The organism is Bifidobacterium scaligerum (genome assembly GCF_002802865.1).
Classification (GTDB): domain Bacteria; phylum Actinomycetota; class Actinomycetes; order Actinomycetales; family Bifidobacteriaceae; genus Bifidobacterium; species Bifidobacterium scaligerum.
In genome coordinates this window covers 548,648-570,599 of record NZ_PGLQ01000001.1, presented here as the reverse complement: position 1 = coordinate 570,599, position 21,952 = coordinate 548,648, and the positions used below count along the sequence as shown (strand labels likewise).

Here is a 21,952-nt window from a genome sequence, read left to right as displayed (position 1 = left end):
AGCCGCCCTCCCCATGCAGCGTGAGGCTGTAGGGAGGGCGGCTTCTTTATTTCTGTCGTGGATTATCCCATTAGGAGTTCGGAATGGAATAATTTTTCCCCTGTTCCGAAATTTTCCTGTGGAATTGAAATTTTCAACCCGGTTTTTTAACGTCACTTGCTCGTATTGGCTTTGATGGCGCTTGCGCCGATGATGACGCCGGTGAACAGTCCCAATGCGTTGAGTGTGGTGGCGACGTTGGAGGCGAGTGCGGTGAATCCCCATACGGGGCCCAACGCGCCCACCAACGTGGCCAAGGCGGGGAATACGATCAACGCGACCCATTTCAGCACGTCGTACACATGGCTGGGGATGAGCCAGTCGGGCACGTTGTCGCCGTTCAGGTCGGAATCCTCCACAGGCTCTTCGGTGTCATTCTCGTATGCCATCATTCGGCCTCCTTGTCGTCCGTGGTCACGGTGATCTGCAGGGAGTCGAGCTTGTCCTTGACGGCCTTCTCGACGGTCTTGCTGATGTCCTGCGGGTTCGCGCCCAGACTCTTGGCGAGCGTGTCGATCGCGGTCTGCTGGGCGGCGACCGTGGCGGTCAGGGTGGCGAGCTGCCTGCTCAGACCGGGCACTTGCAGCTTGTCCAAGCCGTAGAGGCGGTCGCGCGCCTGCACGTTCTGGATGGGGAAGCTCCACACGCGTTCGCCCACGGTCTTGACGATATCGTTCGCCGCCTTGTCGATGCCCTGCAACCTGTCGCGGCATTTCGTGCCGTTCTGGTTGAAGTTCCACACCGCTTCCGCGATCTCCTGTGCTGTTGGCATGTCGTCATCTCCTGTGATCGGTTGCTGGTTGTTGGGGCGCAGGTAGCCGTCCGTGGCCGTGGTGTCCCACATGTCGCGGGCGAGCATCGACGCGTCCACGTTCTGCGCCAAGACGTGGATGCGGCCGTTGTGGACACCGTCTTGGATGACGATGGCCACGTGGGTGACCGGATGCGTGGGATCGTTGCCCCAGAACGCCACGTCGCCCCTGCGAGGGCTGACGGTGGCGGGCAGGCGCGTGAAGTTCGCGCCCACCCATCCGCTGGTGGGATACTGCTCCCAGATCGAACCGGCCAGTCCGGCGTTCGCCCCGGTCGGGGCGGTGTTCACCGTGCCGGCCGGCGCGCCGAACAGTTCGGTCGCGTAGTTGGCCCACAGGTCCCAGCATTGGGTCCCGTAGTAGCCGTCCATGTCGGTGCCCCGGTCGCGGTGCCGGGCCACCCAATCATCGAACGCTGTCACATTCATGCTCCTTTCGGATCGTTGTCATTGTCTGGGCGCGATGGGCGCCTGCTGGATGTCCTGGTTCAACGCGGTGCCGTGCCCGTTGCCGCCCATCTCGTGGTACAGGTCGTAGAGTCGTTGGCTGCGTCCCTTGAGGTCCTCGTCGGCGACGCCGTGATGGTCGGCGACCATCTCATGGCGCAAATCCTCCAGACGACACAGGAGCAGTTCGCGCACGGCCCGGTCCAACACGGTGGGCTTGTCGAACCGTTTCAGCAGCCATGCGGTGAACGTGCCCGTGGCCCCCGAGCCGATGACGGCGGCGAGCAGCATCGCCCATGTAGGCAGTGTCTCGGTCATCTAGGTCATTCCTTCTTTCCTTTCAGTCGATTAGAGCGGCATGAGGCTTCCGGCCAACGGTGCTCCGGGCGCATAGCCCTGCAGAGCCTCCCAGTCGGCTTTCGTGCCGAGGTAGATGTTCCAGATGTAGATGCGTTGGCCGGCCTTCGCGGGGCTGCGGAACACGATCTGTGGGGTCTGGCCGCCGGCCGGGATCGTGAACTCGCCGCTCACGCCCGTCTTGCTCAACGAGCCCCTCACACTCCAGTTCGTACTGTCGCCGCCCCATACCTGCATCCATTGGTCGAACAATGCGGGGCCGCTGGTCTGATCGTCGCCGGGAGTCATGTTGGCGGCGATGACGAGCGGCGTCTCGCGTGGCGCGTCGGGTATCGTCATGGCGCACCATGCGTCGCCGTCCGCCGCGGTCTCCACGCCGAAGCCCGGATACAGGCTCGGCGGCTGGTAGTCGCTGGTGACGTTGACGATCGTGCAGTTGGTCACTCCTCCGTGGGAGCTCAGATAGTTGGCCATGTCCACGCACATGGGATTCGGAATGTAGTTGCGCAGGAGGCTCATACCGAACCACTTCCTTTCACTCGGTTTTGGGTATGGAGATGCCGCCCTGTGGGGAACGGCTTGAAAACATGTGGGATTACTTGGCCTCCAGCTCCTTGATCTTGCGTTGCAGTGCGAGCGTCTGCGCCTGGCTGATGGCCAGCTGGCGTGTCAGGCTCGCGACCGACGCGGCGAGGTTGTCGAGCACGTCGTTCACGTCCGCCTGTACGAGATTCGATGGGTCGTGTTCCTTCATTGGTTCCTCCTGTCTGTGATCCTCGGGGTGATGTCGTCCAGAAATTGTTCGCGCAGGATGTTGATCTGCGGGGCGTGCGCCTTGAGCAGGGATTCCAGGCCCGTGGTGTCGGGCGATGCGGTCGGAGTGGCCTCGTCCGCATCCGGCACGTCGTCCTCTTCGGCCGTGGAACCGTCGTCGAGCGCGAGGCTTGCGGCCTCCGCGGCGTCCGACTCGTATTCGTCCGACACGGTTTCCGGCAACCCCAACAGTCGGCGCGTCTCCGCGCGCCCGTCCACGGCCAGTGCGCCGGAAGCCTTGAACGCGCGATGCAGGGAGGCGGCCTTGACCTGATTCAGATCGGCCAGCCGGTCGTGCTCCAACTGCTCGTAGGCGCTGGTCCACGCGTTGCGGCCCGTGTCCGGGTCGATGACGCCCGGATCCGCGGCCGCCATGATCAGACCGACCGTCTCCACGTCCGACGCGGCCCCCAGCAGTTCACGCCACGCGGCCAACGCGGTCAAAGGGATCGCCGAATACGCGGCCTGCCCCGTATCCTCCGAACGCACGCCCAGAAGCAGCGTCCCGTTCTCGATGGTCTGTTCCATTCGCTCCTCGCTTAGCTCTTCGTGAGATATCCCATGACGGACGCGTACACGTCCACCCCATAGTTGCCCCAGCCAAGCACCGTGACCGAACTGCTCGTCGTGTACGCGGTGTGCACCAGCGCCTGATCGGTGCCGGCGTCCGCGGACGCGACGAACCGGTAGATTCCGGTCCGTGGCGCGGTGAACGTGTATTTCACGTCGCCGTACCGTTGCGGCGCGGTGCTGGTTCCGCCCGACCATGCGCGCCAATGCGTGCAGTTGAACGTAGGCCAGCTGGTGAGGCCGCCGAGGTAGCCGCCCAGATACAGGTATCCGGTGCCGATGTTGGCCTGGACACCCACCCAGCCGGCGGCGTTCTGGGAGAACAGGTTCGTGTAGTTCTGGCTGACGTTCGCGTACACGCCCCCCGAGCGGCTGTCGGGGGCTTCGGCCGCGATTCTCGCGGTCGTGTCCGACTGGTCGGGGACACTCAGCCTCACCGACGAGTTCCATTCGCGTTGCGTCCTGTCCGTATCGTTGGCGTGCGCGTAGTCCGCCGACGCCGAGAAATACACCGTTGCGATCTGGCGTTTTTGATCGTCGCGGCGCATGCCGACGCGTCCGAACGCGCCGTATCCGTGTCCCCTGCCGAGCGCGCCGGAGTCGCGCTGCCCGCCGTTGAACACGAGCGCGGACACCTCGCCCTCCTCCTGCGTGGTGGATTCGACGGCGATGTACGGGTGTTCGGCCGCGTCGGTCGCGTGGTAGAACTGGATGCCCGGACCGGTGAGCCTGTCCGTGCCGCCGATCTCCGACTGGTTGAACGTGGGGCTGAGCTTGACGCGCTGCCCGGTGAACGCGGTCTGGAACGTGCCAGTCAGCACGTTGTTCCCGCCTTCGCCGTCCAGGTAGACGGTGCGGTTATGCGCCGAGTCCCACATGCTCAGGGCGTTGCCCTTCAGCTTCCAGCCCGTGTTGTCCGCCGTGGAGGATTGGAAGATCGAGCCGGTGAACACGTAGCCGACGAACTGGCCGGCCGCGATGCGGTCCGACGTGATCGACTGGGCGGCGATGTTCCTCGCCACGATCGTGTTCGACGCGATCTTGTCGCCGGTGATCGACTGGGCCACGATCTTGGACGCGTTGACCGAATTGGCGGCCAGCTTGTCCGTGGTCACGCTGTTGGCGGCGAGCTTGTCGGCGGTGATGCTGCCGGACACGATCTTGGATGCGTTCACGCTGTTCGCGGCCAGCTTGTCCGCGGTGATGGCTCCCGCGACGATGTTGCCCGCGTTCACCGAATTCGCGGCGAGCTTGCCGGCCACGACCGAATTCGCGGCGAGCTTGTCGGCGGTGACCGCGAGTGCGGCGAGCTTGTCCGTCGAGATGGCTCCGGCGGCGATCTTGCCTGAGACGATCGCGTTGGCGGCGATCCTGTCCGTGGTGATCGCGCCGGCCACGATCTTCTCCGTGGTGATGCTGTTGGCGGCCATGTTGTCCGCCACCACGGAGCCGGTGGCTAGGATGTTCGCGGCCACGAGGTTCCGTTCCTGCCACGCGCTGCCGTCGTACACGTACACGCCGGTGAAACGCGAGCTCAACGGCACCAATACGCTCGTGGAATTGTTGGCCTCGCCCGTCCAGTACGTGTAGAAGTCCGCCAGCAGGGACGTGGAATTGTTCTCGTCGCCGCTCCAACGCGTCCAATACTTTTGGGTCTTGTACCAGAAGTCCCCCTGCTTGACGGTCACGCCCGACAGGGTGGTGGGGTCGTCGGGGCCCTCGAACACGTTGTGCAGTCCGTCCAACGATTTGCCGACGGAATTGGCCTTGTCCAACGCGGTCTGCGCCTTCGAGGATGCGGCAGTGATGTCGGCGCGCGCCTGCTCGATCTGGCCGGTGGCCTTCGCCGCCTCGCTTTTCGCGTCGGCCGCGTCCGTTTTCGCCTTCGTGGAATCCGCCTGCGCCTGCTTGATGTCCGATTGGGCCTGCGTCAACTGCTGGCTGGCCTTGTCGATGGCGGTCTTGTTCGCGGTGATCTGCTTGTTCGCCTCACTGATCGCGCCCTTGTTGGCCGTGATGTCGGACTGGGCTTGGACGAGGGTCTTGTTCGCGTCCGCGATGGCCTGCTTGTTGGCGGCCACGTCCTTGTCGATCTGGTCCAGGTCTTCTTGGCTGACCGCGCTGGCGACCGTGACGGAAGCGCCCGCACCCCATTGGGACTTGTTGCCGCTATGGTCCACGGACCGCAGGGCGAACCAGTATTGCCGGTATTCCAGGCCGGTGACGATGCAATGCCCGTCACGGGCCAGATTGTCCCGATACGTCCAGTTGCCGTTCGAATTCGAGATGCCGACCTCGACGTGGTCGAAATCCGATTCCATGCCGCCGCCGGCGTTGTTTTTGCCGTCCCATTCGACGTCCACCACGCCCAGCTTGGACGTGAGGATCGGCTTGCTGGGCACGGAAGGCGGGGTCACGTCCGAGGCGACGAGGGCGACCGCCACATTCGACCATTCGCCCAGCCTGTCCGAGTAAGTCGGTACGGCGCGCACGCGGAAGGCGTATTCCACGCCGCATTCCAACCCGCCGATGCCGATGGTCGGCGCGTCGGCCGCGGTGACGCCGCCGTTCTGCCACGGCGCGCCCGCCGTGTTCTTCCGGTATTCCACCCGGTATGAGCTGATGTCGATGGCCGTATTGTCGGTGGCCTGCTCGACCTTCGCCCACTGCAGGGTGGCCAATCCCAGGGCGGTGCCACGCGAGCTGATGTACGCGTCGGTGGCCACGACCAATCCTGTCACCGGCTTGGGGGTGCGATGGTCCTTCTCCGGGGCGGGACGCCCGCCCTCCGAGCCGGCCAGCGTCGCGCCGCCCGTGATGCCCTGTATCTTCTTGGCCTGACGGACCTGCGAATCGTATACCTTGTCGTTCAGCGTGATCGAGGCCTTCAACCCGCCGGAATCCAGACTCAACGTGACCTGCTGGATGCGGACCTTCTCGCCGTGCTTGACGGTGGGCGCGGTGATCCAGTCGCCCGGACGGTAGTCGATCAAAGGCAGCGATTCCGCGTTGGAGACGAGCAGTGATCGCGTGTACTGTCCGCGCACGCGCGCCGAGGACGCCAATGTGGCCTGCATGAACGCCTTGGCGGTCGCCTCGTCGCTGACGCCGCCCTGTGACACGTAGGACTCCCATTTGCCCCACGGGGTGGGTGCCGCCGCGTTGGACTCGCGGAAGATGAGCCCGTTGTCGCCCTCCACGAGGATGTCGCTGGAAAGGTCTTCGATCGATTCCTCTTCCGGGGCCTCCAATACGTCGTGCATCATCGAGACATGCACCTGATTGGAGAGGTCTCGGCTGAGGTTCGTGCTGTCCGCGTTCCAGAGTCTCAGGGCGCGTTTGTCGGTGCGCCAGTCGATGGCCCCGCCGCCCACCATCGATGAGAGCATGGAATTCAGGCTGGTGCCAAGGCTGTAGTAGAGCGTGTACACGTTTTTCCACGCCGCGCCGCCCGCGTCCTTGCCGGTGTCGAAACCGGCCGCGAGCACCGTGCCCGCGCCCCTGCGGGCCGTGTTCTCGTCTAATATCGTGCGGATGATCACGCCCGGATTCTTGGACAGGAACGCGCGCTTGCCCTTGTTGTCCCCGTCCGTGATCAGATGCGCGGTGTCGTTGTTCAATATCTTGTTGCCCAGCCACGCCATGCTCTGGCAGGTCAGGGTCACGGTGTCCGAGACGTCCTCCGCGTTGCGGCTTCGGCCGATGAGCAGATACCGGCAGTTGAACGGTTCCGTCCACGCGCCCCCGTCGGACACCTCCAGACCGATCTCCAGACCGGCTTCGAGACCGCGCTGCAGGATGCCGCCACCCACAGCCCTGCGGCTGTAGGTGACTTTGAGCGCGCCCAGATCGTTGTGGATTATGGATGCGTCGAAGCCGAGCGGGGCTTGCAGGATGCCGAGCTTCGCGCCGCCCGGCTGGTAGGCGACCAGCCGCGCGTGCAGGGATTTCACCATATGGAACCTCCAATGAGGGGAGAAAAAGGGAGACCGGGAAGGGAGAAACAGGGAGAAACGTCACCACCATGCGCGGCGCACGTGCGCGAGCAACGGATCCGCGGAACCGGTGAGCTTCGTGGCCAGCCGGTAGCCGTTGTCCGTCGGGCTGGGCCAGCATTGCAGCATGCCGCCGGCCGGATAATCCAAGCCGCCGGTCACGTCCGAGCCCGATTTCGTCCATTGGTGGTCGTTGGTGGATTGCCATGCCTGGCTGTTGCCGCAATCCACATACGTGAACATGTTCGCGTTGGCGTTGCCTTGCCAGATGACGCCCGTATTGCTCACGGGGTCGGTGACCGTGGCGCTGGTCACGCCTTTCGGCAGGCGGAGAATCAGGTCGGTGACGGGCGCGTCGCCGAACATGCCGTCCGGGACGCCGTCCGCCAACGGGATCAGCAATGAGGTGCTGTTGTTTTCCTCGCCCATCCACATGGTCACGAAATCCGCGAGCAGGGACGTCGAGTTGTTCGCTTCGCCGCTCCAGCGTGTCCAGTACTTCTGCGTCCATGTTCTGGCGGCCGGCCACAGGCTCGCGGTCGCGTTCGACGCCAACGGCCTGTCATACGCCTGCGGGTCGCGCCACCATACCTGAGGCATGGCGAACACGGCCGTGAACGAGACGCTGATTCCCGGATGTAGGCTGTCGTCATCGGCGGCGAACGAGGTGAGTTCCGCAGCGGTCTCCTGCATGGGGCCATCATCGAATCTGCGGCCCAATGTGACCGAAGGGGCGGTGCACATGCGCGCCAATCGCTCCAAACCTGCACGGTATTTGTTTCCGAACGTCTTGCAATTGAGCGTCACCGTACGTTCCGGGAACACGGGCGGCAACCCGGTTGGGATGCTGCCATGGCGTCCCGGAGCGGTGGTCACTGTGCGGTTCGGGCTGATGGCGGCCAGCAGAGTGGACCCCTGTTGGATGCTGCAGAACGATTCGTCGATTCTCACCCCGTTGATGTAGTGGGTAATCGATTCCATCAGTCACCTTCCTGCGAGATTCCCGACGCCATACGGTCCAGATTGTCGTTGGTCTTCAACGGCCATGGTTGGCGTATCGGATTGCTGATGTTCTGCGTCACATACGTGTTGCCGAAATTCGACTTGCTGATGGGCTTGCTCATCCCCGCGGGCAGTTGGAACCCGCCGTTGAGGAGTTCTCGCGGCACGCGCATCTGATTGATGGCGCGCATCGCGTTCACACCGTAATAGCCGGTGGCCCTGCGACGCATCACATATTCGCCGGCGTTCAGGTTCCCGTTGCGGTAGTGGAGCCCGTCAACGCCGGGTGCGGCCGGCTGCAATCCGACGACATCGCCGTTGGCATAGCTGCCGAACGACATGCCGTCGTAGAGGCCGCCGGTCGCCCCGTTCGCCCATTCGCCGATTTTCCTTCCGATGAATGTGATCAGCTTCATGCCGGGAACGCCCTCGATCCAGCTGGTCACGTTCGATGCGACACGGCTGACGTTGTCCACTCCCTTGAAGTCCGTGGTCTTCTCCTGAGGCACGTTGCGGATGGCGTTCTGAAGGTCTCCGATGTTGTGGATGGCCCCATCCTTCCATGCGTTCATCACCGTGTCCTTCGTCTGCGGGGTCAGATTCAACGTGTTCAGATAGGCTTCGACCTGCTGCCTGTTCAGCTGCGAATTCTGGCTGATGTCGGTGCCCACCTTGGAGGGGATGAGCCCCAACGAATCGGCGTATTGTTCGGCCTGCTCCTTGCTCATGCCGCATTGGGTGGCGGCGTCGATGAGAGCCTGCCGGGCCTCGTATATCTGATTGCGGGCATCTTGGGAGGATTGGGCCATGGTGCCGTTCGCCTGACCGTATTGGAGTGTGGCTTCGGCGCTGACTAGCGCTTGATCGGCGAGCTGCTGCAACGCCAACGTGTTCTGCTGGCCGGCGGTCGTGCTCGCGTCGAGGGTCAATCCGTTCGCTTGGATGCTCGTGTTCAGATTCTGGATGCTCGTGTTCAATCCCTGCTGCACGGTGGACAGGCCCTGCGAGCTGGACACGAGCTGGTTCTGCTGCCATGCGGCCTGCTGCGCCGCCTCGCCCATGTCCTGCAGCACGTTCACCGCGGCCGCCCATTGGGTCGTGCTCAGCTCGCCGGTGGACCACGCCTTGTACAGGGATTGCGCGTAGGCGTCCACACTGGATTGGCTGCCCTGCGTCGCCGTGGAGAACTGGCTGAGGCTGATATTCGCCTTGGATAGGATGTCGCTGAAATTCTGCGATCCTGTGGCGAGCCTGTCAATCCAATCCCAGTTGATGTTCTCGCCGGTCATGGCGGAGGATTGGATGAATTCGGTGACCGCCCCGTTGCCTTTCTGCATGGCGTCGGCCATGGCGTTGGCACGGTCGCTGGCCTCCTGCATATGGTTGGCGACGGCTCCGATGGCGACGGCGGCGGCTCCGAGTCCGACGGTTACGCCAAGGGACGCGGCTATGCCGCCAAACCCAGAGGACATGCCGGATGCGGATTTCGCCGCACCACCCATCTTGGTTCCGACCTGCTGGGCCTTGTCTCCAACGGCTTCGAGGCTTTTGCCGGCTTTCGCGGCCGAAGCGTCGAGCCCGTCGAACACGCCGCCGAGGTCAGCGTTTCTGCCTTTCGAACCAAGGGACTCAAGCTCGTCGCCGACCGATTTGACGGTGCGCTTCGACTTGGCCGCGCTCCGATCCAATCCGTCGAACGCGTTCGGCAACGTCGAGGTTTTCGCATCGCCGAGCTTCTCCACCTCGTCGCCGAGCGATTTGACTGACTTGCCGGTGCTCTTTGATTTCTCTCCGAGCTTCTCCACCTGCCCGGCGGCCTTGGACGCGCCGGATGCCATGCCGGAGCCTTTGGCCTTGCCCATCTCGTCGCCGAGTGATTTGACGGATTCCTTCGTCTTCTTGGAGCTCGTCTCGACCTTGTTGAGCTGTTGAACGGTCTGGTTGAGTTCGAACGATTTGTTGAGACCGGTGATCCGGTTGAATACGCTGCCTATCGCGGACGCAACGGTCTTCACGGTTTTCAGTCCGGTGGCCAGTTTGCTCGCGGCTTTCAACGCCACGCCCGCCGCGCCAGCCCATAGACCGATCTGCACGATGTTGCGCTGAGTGCCGGAATCCAGTTGGCCGAACCAGTCCACGAGCTTGGTCAGCTGTTGCACGAAGTCGCGGATTCCCGCGTTCGCGCCGGAGCCGCCTTTGATGAACAGGGTCTCCAAAGCGCCCTGCAATTGTTCGATGTCGCCTTTGAGGTTATCGGTCTTCTTCGCGGCCACATCCTGCGCGTATCCGCTTTCGGATACGGTCTTCGTCCATTTCTCGATGCCGTCGCGGCCTTCCGCGTACAACACGTTCGCCGCACGGGTGGCGTCGGAGCCGAAAATCTGGGCGAGCGCTTGGTTGCGTTGCTCCTGCGTGAGGCCGGAGAGCTTGTCCTTCAATACTCCGGCGAGGTTCGCGAGGCCGATGAACTGGCCGTTGGCGTCGTACGCGTGGATGCCCAGCTCCTCCATCATGGCGGCGGATTCCTTGCTGGGGTTCGCCAGTGCGAGGAGCATGCTTTTGAGGCTGGTGCCCGCGTCCGAGCCGATCATGCCGGCGTTGGCGAACGCGGACAGCGCGCCGGTGGTCTCCTCCATGCTGATGCCGTAGGAGTGGGCGACCATGCCGGCTTGGGAGAGCGCGTAGCCGAGGTCATGGGCTGAGCCCTGCGCGTGGCCGGCTCCGGAGGCGAGCGCGTCGGCGACTTTGACGGCGTCGGTGCCTTTGAGGTTGAATTGGCTGAGGGTGGATGCCATGAGTTCGGCGGCTTCGGCGACGTCCATGCCGTCGGATGCGGCGAGGTCGAGTGCGCCGGAGAGTCCGCCTTTGAGGATGTTGGTGGTGCTCATGCCGGCTTTGGCGAGCTCGTTGATGGCGTTGGCGGAGTCGGTGGCGGAGTAGACGGTTTTGGCTCCTGCGTCGAGCGCCGCGTCGGAGAGGTTCTGGAGTTCGCGGCCGCTGGCTCCGGTGTTGGCTCGTATCGAGCTCATGGCTTCGTCGAAGTCGGCGAAGCTTTTGACGGCGGTGACGCCCATGGCTGCGGATGCGGCGCCGATTTTCATGAGTCCGCTGCTGATGGTTCCCGCGATGTTGGCGGCGGTTTTGGTTTTGCCGGCGAACCCTTCGGTGGCGTCGCTGGCTTTGTTGAGGGAGCTTTCGTAGCTTTTGGTGTCGAGGATGAGGCGCATCGTTATCGAACGGTCGGCCATAATCCATGCGCCTCACTCTCTTATCGTTATTGTTCTTCGGTTTTCTTTGGTTGGATGCGTACGAGCATCGCGTCGGGGTAGTCCACTCGGCCCTTGTCGGCGAACTGTTTCATGGTCTGCTCGCGTATTTTGGTGACGCGGCATGATTCGACCGTTCCCGTGAGGTCCTGCCAGCGTTCGTCGGAATGGCAGTAGGATTCGGGCAACCCGCACAGTGGGCAGAGCGTTTCCTCGTATTCGTCGAGTTCGCGCATGAGTTCGCGTTGCAGTTCATCCCATTCGGATTCGACTTGCAGCGTGTAGCCGCCGTCTCCGTTTTCGTTTGGCAGGAGTTGTATTCGGGGTTGCCATCCGCAGAACCGTTTGTAGCTGATGCCGAGTTCGCGTGCTATTCGGAGGTCGGTGCGGATGTCTCGCCGGGTTTCGAGGCATTCGCGAACACGGCTTTTGGGAGGTCCGACGCCTGCGGGGAGCCGAGCCCGGTGATGAGCGATTGGATGCGCGCCACCTGCCCGTCGCTCATGGAGCCGCATAACACGGCCCAATCCTGCGGACTGTCGGGAGCCATGTCGGCGGGCTTGCCGTTCTTCCATTTGATTTCGATGCAGGACTTCGGTGCGAGCGTGAGCGTGAGCCGATACCAGTCGATGCCTTCCGGATGGTCGGGGGATTGCTCCACGCGGCATTCCGATAGGGCGAGCGCGTAGTCGGCGGCGGTGACGGCGCGAAATTTCGCGACGAGCGTCACATCGTCGAACAATTCATGCAGTCGGGTGATTTCGCGGCGGGCCTTGACTTTCTTCGGGTCGTTCTCCATTCCGGTGTTGTCGTGGATGATGTCGTTGAGTTCGTCGAGTCGGTCGAGCATGGTCAGGTCGGTGACGATCTCCATGCTTTTCTCCGCGCGTTTGATGGTGATGGCCATGAAAGCGTTCCTTTGCTTTACGTGTTGCCTTTGCTGTGAGGATCCGTGCGGGGAAGAAAGGCTAAGACCCCGCACGGAGGTTTTTGTCAGCCTGCGGGTGCGGGGGCGTCACGGTCGAAGCCGTCAGCCTTTCGAGGCAGCCGCAACGGTGGCGTTGTCCACGTACCAGGGGCCGGTGACGGTGAACGGGATGGTGGAGCGGATCACGCTGTTGGCCTCGGTGGCGACCGGCTGCTTCTCACCGAACTTGACCGGGAAGACGCTGACCTTGTCGCCGGCGGCGAACGCCACGTCGAAGTCCTTGCCGCGTCGGCGCACGAAATAGCCGGTAGCGCCTTCCTGCATGGCCTCCACGGCCTTGTTCGAATCCGCTTCGATTTCGGTGTTGGTGTTGTCGATGACGGTGACGGTGGTGTTGTCCGTGGTCTTGCGTCCCGGCTGCTGGAACGTCTGCGTGGAGCATTCACGATCGTCGTCGATGCTGTCCTGACCTGTGGTCAGGGCCCAGCCGTCGCCGGTCAGGTAGCAGCTGATGTCGATGACGCTGTCCGCCGTCATTTCGGTGACGGTCGGCGCGGCCGGATTGGCCAATGCCGGTACGAACACGGTCTTCACCTTGCCGTCGATCGGCGTGGACGGCACCGGGGTTCCTTGTGTTGCCATAATCGTTTCTCCTTAAAGGTCTTTCATGGATTTCTTGGGTTTGGGCCGTCTCGGGATAGTGGACGGCGGGTAGATGGGCTTGTTGACCGGCATGAATATGCCGGTTTTCAGCCTTGGGTCGGTAGACAGGGCGTCGAACTGGTGGCCGGTCTGCGTGTCTCTGACACGGATGTAGATGATGTTCCGGCTCACTTCCAGCTCCAGGTGACATGCCATTCGATGACGCGCACCGGATACCGTCTGGCGGTATCGCTGGAGGTCATTCCGGCCGCATAGGCTCCGGAATCCGAGTAGAAGACGGGGGCTCCGATGACGAAGCCGTCGCATTCCGCCGTCATGATGCCCATGAGCATCACATGCGCGGCGAAATTCACCTGATCCTCGGTCAATCCGACGATGCGTGCGGTGAGCTTCGACTGCATGGCCGTCAGACGATGCGGTTCGCTCTCCTCCAACCCCCGACCGGTCACACTGGTGATGATCCACGGCGGCTTCGCGTTCGCCGGCGGTTCGATTCCGTCGTAGCGGGCGAAGCTCGGCTGGCCGGGTATCGATTCCCTTAACGCTTTCGCGAGATCGTTGATGGTGCTCATCCCATCACCGCCTTCCATGCGGCCTGCGTCGCGTATTGTTCGAGGCGTTCGGCTTCGGGGTCCATCCATTCGTAGAACGGGTGGGTGCCGCCGCCGCGCGCGGTCCCGAAGAACGCGATGTTGGCCAGATCGTTCGAACCGCCCTTGCGGGGGCCTATCTCCGATTGCAGGCCGGTGGGTGTGGTGGTGATGTCGTAGCTGACGCGGATTTTCCGGAAGCCCCCGTCACGGGATTTGCCCAGATCGTCGTTGATGGTGTTCTTGATGTTCAACGACGCTTTGGACAGGGTCGCCTTCAACAGGGGCATGGCCCGGATACGTGCGGCTTTGAGGTCGGCGGCCTCGCGCAGCACGTCGCTCACATCGAATCTGATTCCGTCCGGCATGTCATGTCTCCTTCACGTTCCAGCGTTGGGCCGTGGCATGAGTTTTCTCCGATTGGAGATTCACCAGCCGCAGCCGCCGGCCGGTGAGATTCCCGTCACCGGCTCCGCTGATTACCGCGATGTCGCCGGATTGGACGCCGGCCGTGCCGTAAGGGAGATGCAGGTAGAGACTCCACTGCGGTATGACGGCGTTCATCGCCTGGGCGATGCCGCCCTCCGTGTTCTCGGATGCGACGCCTCCGGCCGTCTGGAGCTTGCATCGCCCCTCGTAGACCGTGGTCTCCGGGATGGAGACCACGCCATCGGCGTCGGTGTGCGGTTCGCCTTTGCGCACTATCCGGCATTCATCGGTCATGAGGCTGTTGGCATAGGAGCGCAGCTGTTTCAGGCTGGCTGGCTTGAATCGCGGGATGCTCATCGGCTCAGTCTCACATTCAGGGCGACCGGATCGTTGTCATCCTCGAACCAGCAGGGGCTCATGTCGCGGCTCGGCAGCTCGTTGCGTGTGACGCCGATGACCCCCAAGCCTCCGACGAGCGGGGATTGGTCGGCCACGAGGTCGTCCAACGTCTGCATCTCGCTGGCGGTCAGATAGATGCCGGCTTCATCGACCTTTCTGCTGCCGCCGTCCATGGCGTCGTCGATCTGGCGTGACCATTGGGTCTCGCCTTCCGGATTCGTGTAGAACCGGCCGGCACACGCGAGACAGACATCCTGCAGATCCTCGGGCAGCGGGTCGATGAGCTGGCCGGCGTCATCGACCCAGATGCGTTTCGTGTACCTGCGGATTCGGTTGGACGCGGCGCGCAGGCAACGTTCCGCACGTTTCACGTCAGCGTCTTCCGTGATGGAGTCTCCGAGCCATTCGGCCAGATCGTCCTTCGTCGCAAACGTCGGCAGCGGATTGCCCATATGACTCTCCTTATGCGGTGATGACGCCTGCGGCGCGCAGCTGGACGAGCAGGCTGTTCACCGTCGCCGCGATCGCGGTCGCGTCCGCGTCGGCTGCCAGATTCGGCACGGCCGCGCCTTTCTTCACACCGCCCAGCGCGGCGGAGGAAGCGGCGGGCAGCGTGTATGCGGCCGGAATCACGCCGGCGGCCAGCTTGTCCTTGGTGATGCCGCCGGCCAGCATCGCGTTCGTCACCGATCCGGCCGGCGGGGTCGTGGAATCATCCACGAAGTCGAAGCCGGAGCCGTCCGCCTTCACCTTGACCATCTTGGAATGGCCGGTTCCGGGGTCATAGCCGGAGAGCGAGGCCGGCGTGACGCTGCCCGCATCGGGAGCCTTGGAGCCGCCACCGACATCGACTGGATTATCATCGGCGTCGAACGCGGCGATTTCGGCCACGTCCTGACCGTCAACGATGGCTGGTTGGGAGACGAATCGTATCTGCTTGGCCATCACTTGCCCGCCTTCGGGATGATGAAGCCGGCCGGGTACTGGGTGCCCTTGGCGGCGACGCGGGTCATGGGGTTGGCGACCTGGAAGCCGACGCGCATGACCACGCGCAGCGCCTTGGAATCCTGCTGCATGAGGTTGTACACGACCTGTCCGTCCGCGTTGGAGATCACGCCCTGATCGAACACCTGGTAGGTGATGTCCTGACGGATGCCGACGACGAACTTGGTCCAGTCGGCGGCGAGCAGCACGGCCTTCGTGGAGTCCCACGCGCCGTTCCTGACCTCGTTGAGCGGATAGCCGTACAGGCTGGCCGGGGCTCCCTGCGTCAGGTTCGGCGTGTAGATCGGCTGGCCGTTCGCGTCGCGCAGGCCGGTGAGCTGCCAGTTCAGGCCCGGCTGGCTGGCGAAGCCGTTGACCGCGAATCCCTTCTCGCTGAGCTTCTGTCCGAGCTTGGCGACGTCCTGCGCCAGATCGGCGCCGGTGCCCTGCGTGACGTTCGTGCCTGCCGCCGTGGCGGCGGCGAGGATGTCGGTGACGTTCCATCCGGCAGGCTTGTCAACGCCGAAGATCGCGGCCGCGTCGAGCTTCTTGCCGAACGCCTCCGCGATGAGCGGCTTGATGGCGTCCCACAGGTTGATCTTCGCGTCGTCCACGACGGAATCCGGGATCGGGACGATCACGGCGAGCTCCTCGGCCGTGATCTGCACGTCCTCCCAACCGGTCTTCGTGGTCTGCTTGAGTGCGCCCTCGGAGACCCAGTAGGCCTCCGGCAGCGCCGCGAGCACGGGCTGGGTCTTCTTCGCGGAGCTCATCGGCACGCGGCGGGCGCGTGTGAGGATCACGCTGGATTCCGGCATGGTCTGGATGATCTCCTGGGAGACTTCGTCGGGGATGAGGCTCGCGCCGAGATCGGCGCGGCCGATGGTGTTGGTGAAGTTGTCTGCCATTGTCGGCTCCTTACTTGTCGGTCAGCACGCGTCGCGCCCAGTCGGTCTTCTCTCCTCCGGTGGGATCGCTGCCGCCGGTGGGTTGCGCGCGCAAAATCGGGTTGATGTTGTTCTGGTCCGCGTTCTTCGCAGCCTGTGCGTCGATGCGTGCCGCGAGCTTCGCGGCCTTGGCCATGACCTCTTCGGGGCTGCCGCCGCCGATGAGGTCGAAATCCTGTTCCGTCAAGGACGGGTGCTTGGCGCGGGCCTCGGCCCACGCCTTCGCCATGTTGACTTGGGCGAGCTGTTCGTGCGCCTCCTTAAGGTCGCGTTGCAGCTTCTCCTGCTCCGTGAGTTTCGCGTCCTCGATCTCGCGCAGTTTGGCGCTGCTGGCCTCGCTGGCGGTCCTGAGCTTCGAATTGTCCTCACGCAGATGCTGGATGAGGCTCCATGCCTTCTCGGGGCTGAACTCCTCCCCGTCTCGCTCCCACGGCGGCTTCTGCCCGAGGTCGGCGGTCTGCTGCCCGTCCGGAGGCTCTGGGGCGTTGTCCTGCTCGTTGGTGTCATCGGCCATGATGGTTCCTTTCCGCCCGTCCTGCGGGCATAAGAAAACCCGCCATGGGCTTCATGACGGGTTAGGTGACTAAAAGTTTTGCTTACCTCTTCCGGTGGGTTTTCAGAAGATCAAGATACACATGGATTGCCATGTAATCCGGATCTTTCGCAAGCTCATATACTCCGTCCGGGAATTTTGCGTATAGTTCAGGATGAGAATATGCAATGTCCAGGGCATCAGCGATCGCCAGATCAGGTTCTCCGGAAAGAATCATGTCACGGGCGTCTTCCTCGGTAATCTCATCGAGGCCTTTAACGATTTCGAGGCATTGTTCGGCGAGAGAAATCAGTTCATCCATTGTCATGACGATCGGATTCCCTCCATTGTTTTGCCTTACTCCTTTTGACTGCGATTTTACCCGTTGGAATATTGCGAGTCACACCGGCGCCGCCGATTGGCATCGCCCTGTCGATGATGTATTGACCATTCACGAGGTACGCCTTGACTTCAATCTGGACTCCGTCAACGGTTCCACCGAACCTGTGCAAAGCTCGATCATTGTCGGGGTGCCTCTCCCATTGCGGGGATTCCATGACCTGCCGAATCGCGTCAAGAATCCTGTCCCTGTCCCATCCTTGCGGGAACTCGGTCTTGCCTAATATATTCGAACCATACAGATGGCCTCCCCGCTTCCCGTCGCCTTCCCCGTACAGGATGTGATTAACGACCTTTTCGTTTGGCGGCTGAACGTTATTCGCCCACATGCCTGGGCTTTGCCCTGCCGGTTTGACTTCGGAGAGCAGCCCCGCAATCCTCTTATCGAAAACGGCCTGCCGTCGCCGCCTGAGATATTCCGGAGTGCTTCTGCGCTGTCGTGAGTCTCGGAACGAGCCGTTGCGGCGCATGAGAGGCAACACGGTTTCGGCGGTGCGCGGAGTGCGGTCGGGCAGGCTTTCGGCCGCGCGATAGTATTCGTCGATCCACTGCCTCTCCTGCTCGGTGGGATTCCAGTCACCGTAGACGACCTCGACGGTGCAGCCGCAGTGCGGATGGTATTTCTTGCCGGTCTTGGCGCTCAAGCCGGCTTTTTCGGCGCTCGTGTACACGGGGCCGCGGGTGACGAGCATCGCGCAGAACGCGCACGGGTCGCCGTCGGAGACCCTGCGCCAGCCGATGGCCCGGGTGTCTTTTTTCGCCCAATGCTCTATCGTGGTGCGGCCGCCGGTGAGCACCGCCTCGTGGAACACGCCGAGGAACAGGCTGCGGGCTGCCGCATACGCGGCCTCCTGCGTCTCCCCGCGTGCGATGTGCCAGAGCACGTTCGTGGCTCCGAGCCAATCGACCTGACCGGCCATCCGTTTGCGGTCGAACCTTGGCACGGCGGTTTCGAACGAGCCGTCGCCGGTCTCGGCCTCGCGGAACCGAGGCAGGTAGTCGGCGGCGGTTTCGGCGCTCACCTGCCACCATGTCTGCAGCAGGTTCAGTATCGCGTTCTTCCATATCGGCTGCGAGCCCTTCAGATCGTCCAAGTCCAACGTGGAGTCCCAGAGCCTTCTTGCCTGACTGTCGGCGGTGATGGCCAGCCGCACCTGATCCCGTCGGTGCTTGTCCGTCAGGACGGCCCCCTCACCTGTCAGCGCCATCGTCAACCACCGGGTTCAACTGCGCCTGATACGCCTGCACGGCGAGTGTGTCCGCGTCGGGGTGCGCGTCGGCGTATTCACGCCATGAATCCGCGCGGGACTTGGAGACGCCCGGAATCATGTCCCACAGCTCCTGTTTCGGCACTCCGAGCATCTGCGCGGCCTTGCCGAGCGCGTCCACCGCCTGGTTGATGGTGCGCACGTCCGTATCCTCCCAGATGGGGGTCAAGTCGAAATTGCGGGCGTCGTCCATGCGTCCCTCGATGCCGGCGCACAGACGCAGCACGTCCATGTGGCTCACGCCGAACGACTTCTGCCGTTCGTCGCGTTTCGCATAGAAGCCCGCGCGGCTCTCCGCTATGCCGGCGTCGCCCACGTTGACCATCTTGCCGAACGCGGTGGTCGGAGTCTGCGACACCGCGGCCAGCTCCTCCACGTCCGCCTGTTTCGCCTCGATGAGGCTCGACAGCGTGGTTTCGGGCAGGGTGCCGAACTGCACGCCCTCTCCGCCTGCCAATAGATCGTCCTGTCTCAGCTGCAGCTTCTTCTCGCCGCGCTGCTGATCGTTCAACGCTGTCATGTCCAGACCGGTGACGGTGCGCACCTTCCAACTGTTGTAATGCTGGGCGAGCAGACGATCGTAATTGTCCTTGTTCAACCTGCCCGCCAACGGAATATACGGCTCCACCTCGCCGGGAGCCCTGCCCTGCAGATCCAGATCGTTCGTATACCGCACCACCGGGCACACCGGACTGCCGTACGCGTCGACCGCCAGATGCGGGATGCAGGAGACCAGCGTGTAGGAGCCGTTCTCACGTGTCCACTGCCAGATGTTCCACTTGTCCCACAATTCGTAGGATTCGACCTGCGGACTGATACGCCTGACACGCATGAACGACTGGGGGAACGTGTCGCGCGCCGCGTCATCGTAGACGGCGATGCTCTCACGCGGCGAATAGCATTCGATGACCGCGTTCACGCCGCCGTCCGCGGATGCGTCCGCCCTGACCGCCGCGTAGGCGGTGCCGTAGGCTATCGCGGCCTTGTGCAACGCCACCTGTCTGCGGCCCATGCGGTTGGCGACCCACGGATGCCAGAAGACGCGCGCCGACTCCGTATCCGGCTTGCCGGGAATGTCCACGCCCTCCAAGTAGAGGGTCTGGCTGATGGTGGTGACCACGAGTCTCAGCCACGGGGTCACTCCCAGATCGCGCAGCATGCGATGCTCCAACGTGGCCTGCTTCAACCTGACCGGCTTCGGATTCCACCGCCACCAACGGTCGATGCGGTTCAACCGTTCCAACTCCATGCCCCATGCCGGCAGCAGGAGGCCTCGCAACGCCTGTTCGGCCTCCGCCTCGCTTGTATATTCGGTGGTCACCATACCTGGCCTCCTCCTCTCTTGCGATTGTTCAGATACTCACGGCGCATGCCGCGCGCGGCTATCGCGCAGAACGCGAGATCGATCTTGCGACGCGATTCACGCCCCTCCTTGGCGATGCTCATGCCCGCACGCGTCGGCTGACGCCTCGCGTTGAGCATGTGCGCGCGCAGACGGGCGTCGCCGTCGTGGGGGAAATCCCTGTCGCAGATGGCCGTATACGCCTGATCGACGTATTCCACGAACCGTTTCTGCACGTCGAGCCGTACCATGTCGAACATGATGGCGTGCCGGTCGCGCCCCTCGGGGCGGGCCCACAGTTTCAGCCGACGCCCATAGTCGCGGTGCCATGCGTCGAACAGCGGATCCCAGTAATGCAATCCGGTCTCATCGTCCAGAACATGGCTCGGGTCGCCCCAGAACGCCTCCACCTGATACCGGGTCATGGCCGCGCGCACCGTGTCGTCGACGCTTTCGCGCGGCACTCTCCAATCCCTGCCGCGGGGGCCGGGCGGCTTCTGCCACATGCCCAACGGTTTGACGAAACCGTCCGAGATGCGGCATGCGACCAACGCGGTGGCGTCGTCGGTGAGCGAGCAGTCGAGGAACATGACGATCCGTTCGCCCGGCTCCAAGCGGAGTTCGGGATGCTCGTTCGAATCCCATTCCTGACTGGTCACGTAGGCGTCCTCGGGGGCCTCGCACTGGTTGAACCATTTGCGCCGGGACTCCGAGACGGGGTTCTTCGGGTTGATGATCTCCTTGACGATCTTCGCGGTGGACAGCCATGTGGAGTCCCCGCGCACGTCCTCCACGACCTTCGGAATGCTCTCCTCGGTCATGGGAGTATCCGGGGCGGCCTCGATGCTGTCATACAGGAGACCGAAATCCATGTATTTGGGGCGAAGCCCCTTGTCCTCGGAGTTCGGGTCGCCCTGGGTGCCCTCCCATGCCTCGCGCACGCGCTGCGCCACGGAATCCTCGCCGTCTCGGTACGCGTTGCAGATGTCGAGCATCTTCACGTTCACCGTGTCTTCGGACTTCGCGGCGTTGCCCGACAGGACGCCATCCATGTCATGGCCGCCGTTGCTGGAATTCCAGTTCTGCGTCTCGTTGCGGATCAGAAACGTGGGACGACCGCCCTCCAACGCGAGCGGCGACGACGTGACCGCCTCGATCTGCCGCGAATCTCCCAACGCGTACATGTTCAGCTTGCCCAACTGGATACCGTAATACCGTCTGGTTTCGGCGGGTATCAATCCGGGCAGCAGCTTCATCGTGTTCTTGGTCTGTTCCTGGCTGACGGCGCACACCTGCACCCACGCGTTCGGCTCCTCGCGGCCCACCGGATCGCCGTTCGCGTCCCAATGGTCGAACGTGAGATCGGCGAAACAGGATGCGACGGCGCCACCGGCCGCCATAGGATCCTTGCCCCAGCCCTTGAGCCGCTGCAGCACGGCGTTGTCGTGCAGGGGAGTGCCGTGCTCGTCGAGCGCGTAGAACCATAGCCAGAAGCGCGCCTGCTCGAGCGTCCACTTCCATGGCAGGCGTCGTTTCGAGTCGCGCAGCCAGTAGCCGCTCCATGCGAGGAAGTTCCAGCCCAGCGTATGCTCCGGCAGTAGCCAGCCATGCTTGCCACGCTTCCATGTCGGGCCGATGAGCGTGGGCCGCATGTTCCATTCACGCGCCGGCTCCGAGGCGAGCGCATGTCGGTACCAGTCGATGATCTCCTGGTATTCGGTGTGGCGTGAGGGGATGAGGGCTGCGGTTGGTGTGGTGCGCAGCCGTGCCATCAGCTTCCGTAGGCCTTTCCCCATCGGCTTTGCACGATGGCGCGCATTTGTGCGGAGCGTTCGCCGGAGTCCGTTTTTGTGTTCTGTTCGGGTTCGGGCATGTCGATTCTGGCGAGGAGTTTGGCGAGGTGTTCCTCGTCGGCCCGGAGTTGTGCGAGCAGCGGGTGGGCTACGAGTTGGCCTTGGCTTCCCTTGACGGTGAGTTGGTCGCCTATGGCTCGGCGTTCGCGGGTGATGCGGTCGGCGGTGTAGCAGGCGACTTCGAGAAGTTTGTATTCGGATTCGGTGAATTCCCATTTGGCGGTGAGTTCGCGCCAGAGCTTTTGGCCTTTGCCTTCTCGTATGAGGCCGTTGGGCATGCGTGGGGTGGAGGTTTTCGTCATGTGGTGCCTCCTTTGG

At 63.1% G+C, this 21,952-nt stretch carries 25 protein-coding genes; all 25 read right to left on the bottom strand.

Features of this window, described 5'->3' with window-relative positions:
* Nucleotides 1-152: 152 nt before the first annotated feature.
* Nucleotides 153-428, bottom strand: coding sequence for a phage holin (locus CUU80_RS02475; protein ID WP_100495949.1), 276 nt, complete (start codon nt 426-428; stop codon nt 153-155).
* Nucleotides 428-1,273 carry a CHAP domain-containing protein gene (locus CUU80_RS02470; protein ID WP_165775795.1) on the bottom strand — a complete coding sequence of 282 codons (846 nt, stop codon included), beginning with the start codon at nt 1,271-1,273 and terminating at the stop codon, nt 428-430. The genes CUU80_RS02475 and CUU80_RS02470 overlap by 1 nt, the downstream gene beginning before the upstream one ends.
* Nucleotides 1,274-1,297: 24 nt before the next feature.
* On the bottom strand, nt 1,298-1,615 hold the full coding sequence (locus CUU80_RS02465; RefSeq protein ID WP_100495787.1) for a hypothetical protein: 318 nt from the start codon (nt 1,613-1,615) through the stop codon (nt 1,298-1,300).
* Nucleotides 1,616-1,645: 30 nt separating this feature from the next.
* The gene (locus CUU80_RS02460; protein ID WP_100495786.1) at nt 1,646-2,173 is read right to left on the bottom strand and encodes a hypothetical protein; all 528 of its coding nucleotides are present in this window, start codon (nt 2,171-2,173) and stop codon (nt 1,646-1,648) included.
* Between the two features lie 76 nt (nt 2,174-2,249).
* Nucleotides 2,250-2,408 (bottom strand): hypothetical protein, encoded by a 159-nt coding sequence (locus CUU80_RS10750; RefSeq protein WP_165775794.1) that lies wholly within the window; start codon nt 2,406-2,408, stop codon nt 2,250-2,252.
* Nucleotides 2,405-2,995, bottom strand: coding sequence for a hypothetical protein (locus CUU80_RS02455; RefSeq protein ID WP_100495785.1), 591 nt, complete (start codon nt 2,993-2,995; stop codon nt 2,405-2,407). The genes CUU80_RS10750 and CUU80_RS02455 overlap by 4 nt, the downstream gene beginning before the upstream one ends.
* Before the next feature lie 11 nt (nt 2,996-3,006).
* A complete protein-coding gene (locus CUU80_RS02450) occupies nt 3,007-6,993 on the bottom strand; it encodes a hypothetical protein (protein WP_243388600.1) in 3,987 nt (1,328 codons plus the stop codon).
* Between the two features lie 60 nt (nt 6,994-7,053).
* On the bottom strand, nt 7,054-8,013 hold the full coding sequence (locus CUU80_RS02445; RefSeq protein ID WP_100495784.1) for a hypothetical protein: 960 nt from the start codon (nt 8,011-8,013) through the stop codon (nt 7,054-7,056).
* Nucleotides 8,013-11,282, bottom strand: coding sequence for a phage tail tape measure protein (locus CUU80_RS02440; protein WP_100495783.1), 3,270 nt, complete (start codon nt 11,280-11,282; stop codon nt 8,013-8,015). The genes CUU80_RS02445 and CUU80_RS02440 overlap by 1 nt, the downstream gene beginning before the upstream one ends.
* Nucleotides 11,283-11,308: 26 nt before the next feature.
* Nucleotides 11,309-11,536, bottom strand: coding sequence for a hypothetical protein (locus CUU80_RS02435; protein ID WP_100495782.1), 228 nt, complete (start codon nt 11,534-11,536; stop codon nt 11,309-11,311).
* A gap of 134 nt (nt 11,537-11,670) precedes the next feature.
* Nucleotides 11,671-12,207, bottom strand: coding sequence for a hypothetical protein (locus CUU80_RS02430; RefSeq protein ID WP_100495781.1), 537 nt, complete (start codon nt 12,205-12,207; stop codon nt 11,671-11,673).
* A 123-nt stretch (nt 12,208-12,330) separates the two neighbouring features.
* Nucleotides 12,331-12,870: a phage tail tube protein gene (locus CUU80_RS02425; RefSeq protein WP_207760065.1), complete on the bottom strand. Its 540-nt coding sequence runs from the start codon at nt 12,868-12,870 to the stop codon at nt 12,331-12,333.
* A gap of 12 nt (nt 12,871-12,882) precedes the next feature.
* Nucleotides 12,883-13,062 (bottom strand): hypothetical protein, encoded by a 180-nt coding sequence (locus CUU80_RS02420; protein ID WP_100495780.1) that lies wholly within the window; start codon nt 13,060-13,062, stop codon nt 12,883-12,885.
* Nucleotides 13,059-13,463: a hypothetical protein gene (locus tag CUU80_RS02415; protein ID WP_100495779.1), complete on the bottom strand. Its 405-nt coding sequence runs from the start codon at nt 13,461-13,463 to the stop codon at nt 13,059-13,061. The genes CUU80_RS02420 and CUU80_RS02415 overlap by 4 nt, the downstream gene beginning before the upstream one ends.
* On the bottom strand, nt 13,460-13,849 hold the full coding sequence (locus CUU80_RS02410; protein WP_100495778.1) for a hypothetical protein: 390 nt from the start codon (nt 13,847-13,849) through the stop codon (nt 13,460-13,462). The genes CUU80_RS02415 and CUU80_RS02410 overlap by 4 nt, the downstream gene beginning before the upstream one ends.
* Nucleotide 13,850: 1 nt before the next feature.
* A complete protein-coding gene (locus CUU80_RS02405; protein ID WP_100495777.1) occupies nt 13,851-14,267 on the bottom strand; it encodes a DUF6093 family protein in 417 nt (138 codons plus the stop codon).
* Nucleotides 14,264-14,761 carry a hypothetical protein gene (locus CUU80_RS02400; RefSeq protein ID WP_100495776.1) on the bottom strand — a complete coding sequence of 166 codons (498 nt, stop codon included), beginning with the start codon at nt 14,759-14,761 and terminating at the stop codon, nt 14,264-14,266. The genes CUU80_RS02405 and CUU80_RS02400 overlap by 4 nt, the downstream gene beginning before the upstream one ends.
* 10 nt (nt 14,762-14,771) lie before the next feature.
* Nucleotides 14,772-15,254 (bottom strand): head fiber protein, encoded by a 483-nt coding sequence (locus CUU80_RS02395; RefSeq protein WP_100495775.1) that lies wholly within the window; start codon nt 15,252-15,254, stop codon nt 14,772-14,774.
* A complete protein-coding gene (locus CUU80_RS02390) occupies nt 15,254-16,201 on the bottom strand; it encodes a phage major capsid protein (protein ID WP_100495774.1) in 948 nt (315 codons plus the stop codon). The genes CUU80_RS02395 and CUU80_RS02390 overlap by 1 nt, the downstream gene beginning before the upstream one ends.
* A gap of 10 nt (nt 16,202-16,211) precedes the next feature.
* Complete coding sequence (locus CUU80_RS02385; protein ID WP_100495773.1) at nt 16,212-16,754, bottom strand: hypothetical protein; 543 nt, start codon at nt 16,752-16,754, stop codon at nt 16,212-16,214.
* Nucleotides 16,755-16,836: 82 nt separating this feature from the next.
* The gene (locus CUU80_RS02380; protein WP_133119389.1) at nt 16,837-17,100 is read right to left on the bottom strand and encodes a hypothetical protein; all 264 of its coding nucleotides are present in this window, start codon (nt 17,098-17,100) and stop codon (nt 16,837-16,839) included.
* Nucleotides 17,087-18,379 (bottom strand): VG15 protein, encoded by a 1,293-nt coding sequence (locus tag CUU80_RS02375; protein ID WP_100495771.1) that lies wholly within the window; start codon nt 18,377-18,379, stop codon nt 17,087-17,089. Before CUU80_RS02375 ends, CUU80_RS02380 begins: the two co-directional genes overlap by 14 nt.
* A complete protein-coding gene (locus CUU80_RS02370; protein WP_243388599.1) occupies nt 18,363-19,763 on the bottom strand; it encodes a phage portal protein in 1,401 nt (466 codons plus the stop codon). Before CUU80_RS02370 ends, CUU80_RS02375 begins: the two co-directional genes overlap by 17 nt.
* Nucleotides 19,757-21,553, bottom strand: a complete 1,797-nt coding sequence (locus tag CUU80_RS02365; protein WP_100495770.1) for a terminase — start codon at nt 21,551-21,553, stop codon at nt 19,757-19,759. Before CUU80_RS02365 ends, CUU80_RS02370 begins: the two co-directional genes overlap by 7 nt.
* Nucleotides 21,553-21,936: a hypothetical protein gene (locus CUU80_RS02360; RefSeq protein WP_100495769.1), complete on the bottom strand. Its 384-nt coding sequence runs from the start codon at nt 21,934-21,936 to the stop codon at nt 21,553-21,555. Before CUU80_RS02360 ends, CUU80_RS02365 begins: the two co-directional genes overlap by 1 nt.
* Nucleotides 21,937-21,952 lie beyond the last annotated feature (16 nt).

Excerpts from the sequence above, each read along its gene's own strand:
- CUU80_RS02425 (WP_207760065.1), bottom strand. The coding sequence starts at position 12,870 with ATGGCAACACAAGGAACCCCGGTGCCGTCCACGCCGATCGACGGCAAG.
- CUU80_RS02460 (WP_100495786.1), bottom strand. The coding sequence starts at position 2,173 with ATGAGCCTCCTGCGCAACTACATTCCGAATCCCATGTGCGTGGACATG.
- CUU80_RS02370 (WP_243388599.1), bottom strand. The coding sequence starts at position 19,763 with ATGGTGACCACCGAATATACAAGCGAGGCGGAGGCCGAACAGGCGTTG.
- CUU80_RS02400 (WP_100495776.1), bottom strand. The coding sequence starts at position 14,761 with ATGGGCAATCCGCTGCCGACGTTTGCGACGAAGGACGATCTGGCCGAA.
- CUU80_RS02435 (WP_100495782.1), bottom strand. The coding sequence starts at position 11,536 with ATGCGCGAACTCGACGAATACGAGGAAACGCTCTGCCCACTGTGCGGG.
- CUU80_RS02380 (WP_133119389.1), bottom strand. The coding sequence starts at position 17,100 with ATGACAATGGATGAACTGATTTCTCTCGCCGAACAATGCCTCGAAATC.
- CUU80_RS10750 (WP_165775794.1), bottom strand. The coding sequence starts at position 2,408 with ATGAAGGAACACGACCCATCGAATCTCGTACAGGCGGACGTGAACGAC.
- CUU80_RS02385 (WP_100495773.1), bottom strand. The coding sequence starts at position 16,754 with ATGGCCGATGACACCAACGAGCAGGACAACGCCCCAGAGCCTCCGGAC.
- CUU80_RS02405 (WP_100495777.1), bottom strand. The coding sequence starts at position 14,267 with ATGAGCATCCCGCGATTCAAGCCAGCCAGCCTGAAACAGCTGCGCTCC.
- CUU80_RS02375 (WP_100495771.1), bottom strand. The coding sequence starts at position 18,379 with ATGGCGCTGACAGGTGAGGGGGCCGTCCTGACGGACAAGCACCGACGG.
- CUU80_RS02395 (WP_100495775.1), bottom strand. The coding sequence starts at position 15,254 with ATGGCCAAGCAGATACGATTCGTCTCCCAACCAGCCATCGTTGACGGT.
- CUU80_RS02415 (WP_100495779.1), bottom strand. The coding sequence starts at position 13,463 with ATGAGCACCATCAACGATCTCGCGAAAGCGTTAAGGGAATCGATACCC.
- CUU80_RS02390 (WP_100495774.1), bottom strand. The coding sequence starts at position 16,201 with ATGGCAGACAACTTCACCAACACCATCGGCCGCGCCGATCTCGGCGCG.
- CUU80_RS02430 (WP_100495781.1), bottom strand. The coding sequence starts at position 12,207 with ATGGCCATCACCATCAAACGCGCGGAGAAAAGCATGGAGATCGTCACC.
- CUU80_RS02475 (WP_100495949.1), bottom strand. The coding sequence starts at position 428 with ATGGCATACGAGAATGACACCGAAGAGCCTGTGGAGGATTCCGACCTG.
- CUU80_RS02410 (WP_100495778.1), bottom strand. The coding sequence starts at position 13,849 with ATGCCGGACGGAATCAGATTCGATGTGAGCGACGTGCTGCGCGAGGCC.
- CUU80_RS02365 (WP_100495770.1), bottom strand. The coding sequence starts at position 21,553 with ATGGCACGGCTGCGCACCACACCAACCGCAGCCCTCATCCCCTCACGC.
- CUU80_RS02445 (WP_100495784.1), bottom strand. The coding sequence starts at position 8,013 with ATGGAATCGATTACCCACTACATCAACGGGGTGAGAATCGACGAATCG.
- CUU80_RS02455 (WP_100495785.1), bottom strand. The coding sequence starts at position 2,995 with ATGGAACAGACCATCGAGAACGGGACGCTGCTTCTGGGCGTGCGTTCG.
- CUU80_RS02360 (WP_100495769.1), bottom strand. The coding sequence starts at position 21,936 with ATGACGAAAACCTCCACCCCACGCATGCCCAACGGCCTCATACGAGAA.
- CUU80_RS02465 (WP_100495787.1), bottom strand. The coding sequence starts at position 1,615 with ATGACCGAGACACTGCCTACATGGGCGATGCTGCTCGCCGCCGTCATC.
- CUU80_RS02440 (WP_100495783.1), bottom strand. The coding sequence starts at position 11,282 with ATGGCCGACCGTTCGATAACGATGCGCCTCATCCTCGACACCAAAAGC.
- CUU80_RS02450 (WP_243388600.1), bottom strand. The coding sequence starts at position 6,993 with ATGGTGAAATCCCTGCACGCGCGGCTGGTCGCCTACCAGCCGGGCGGC.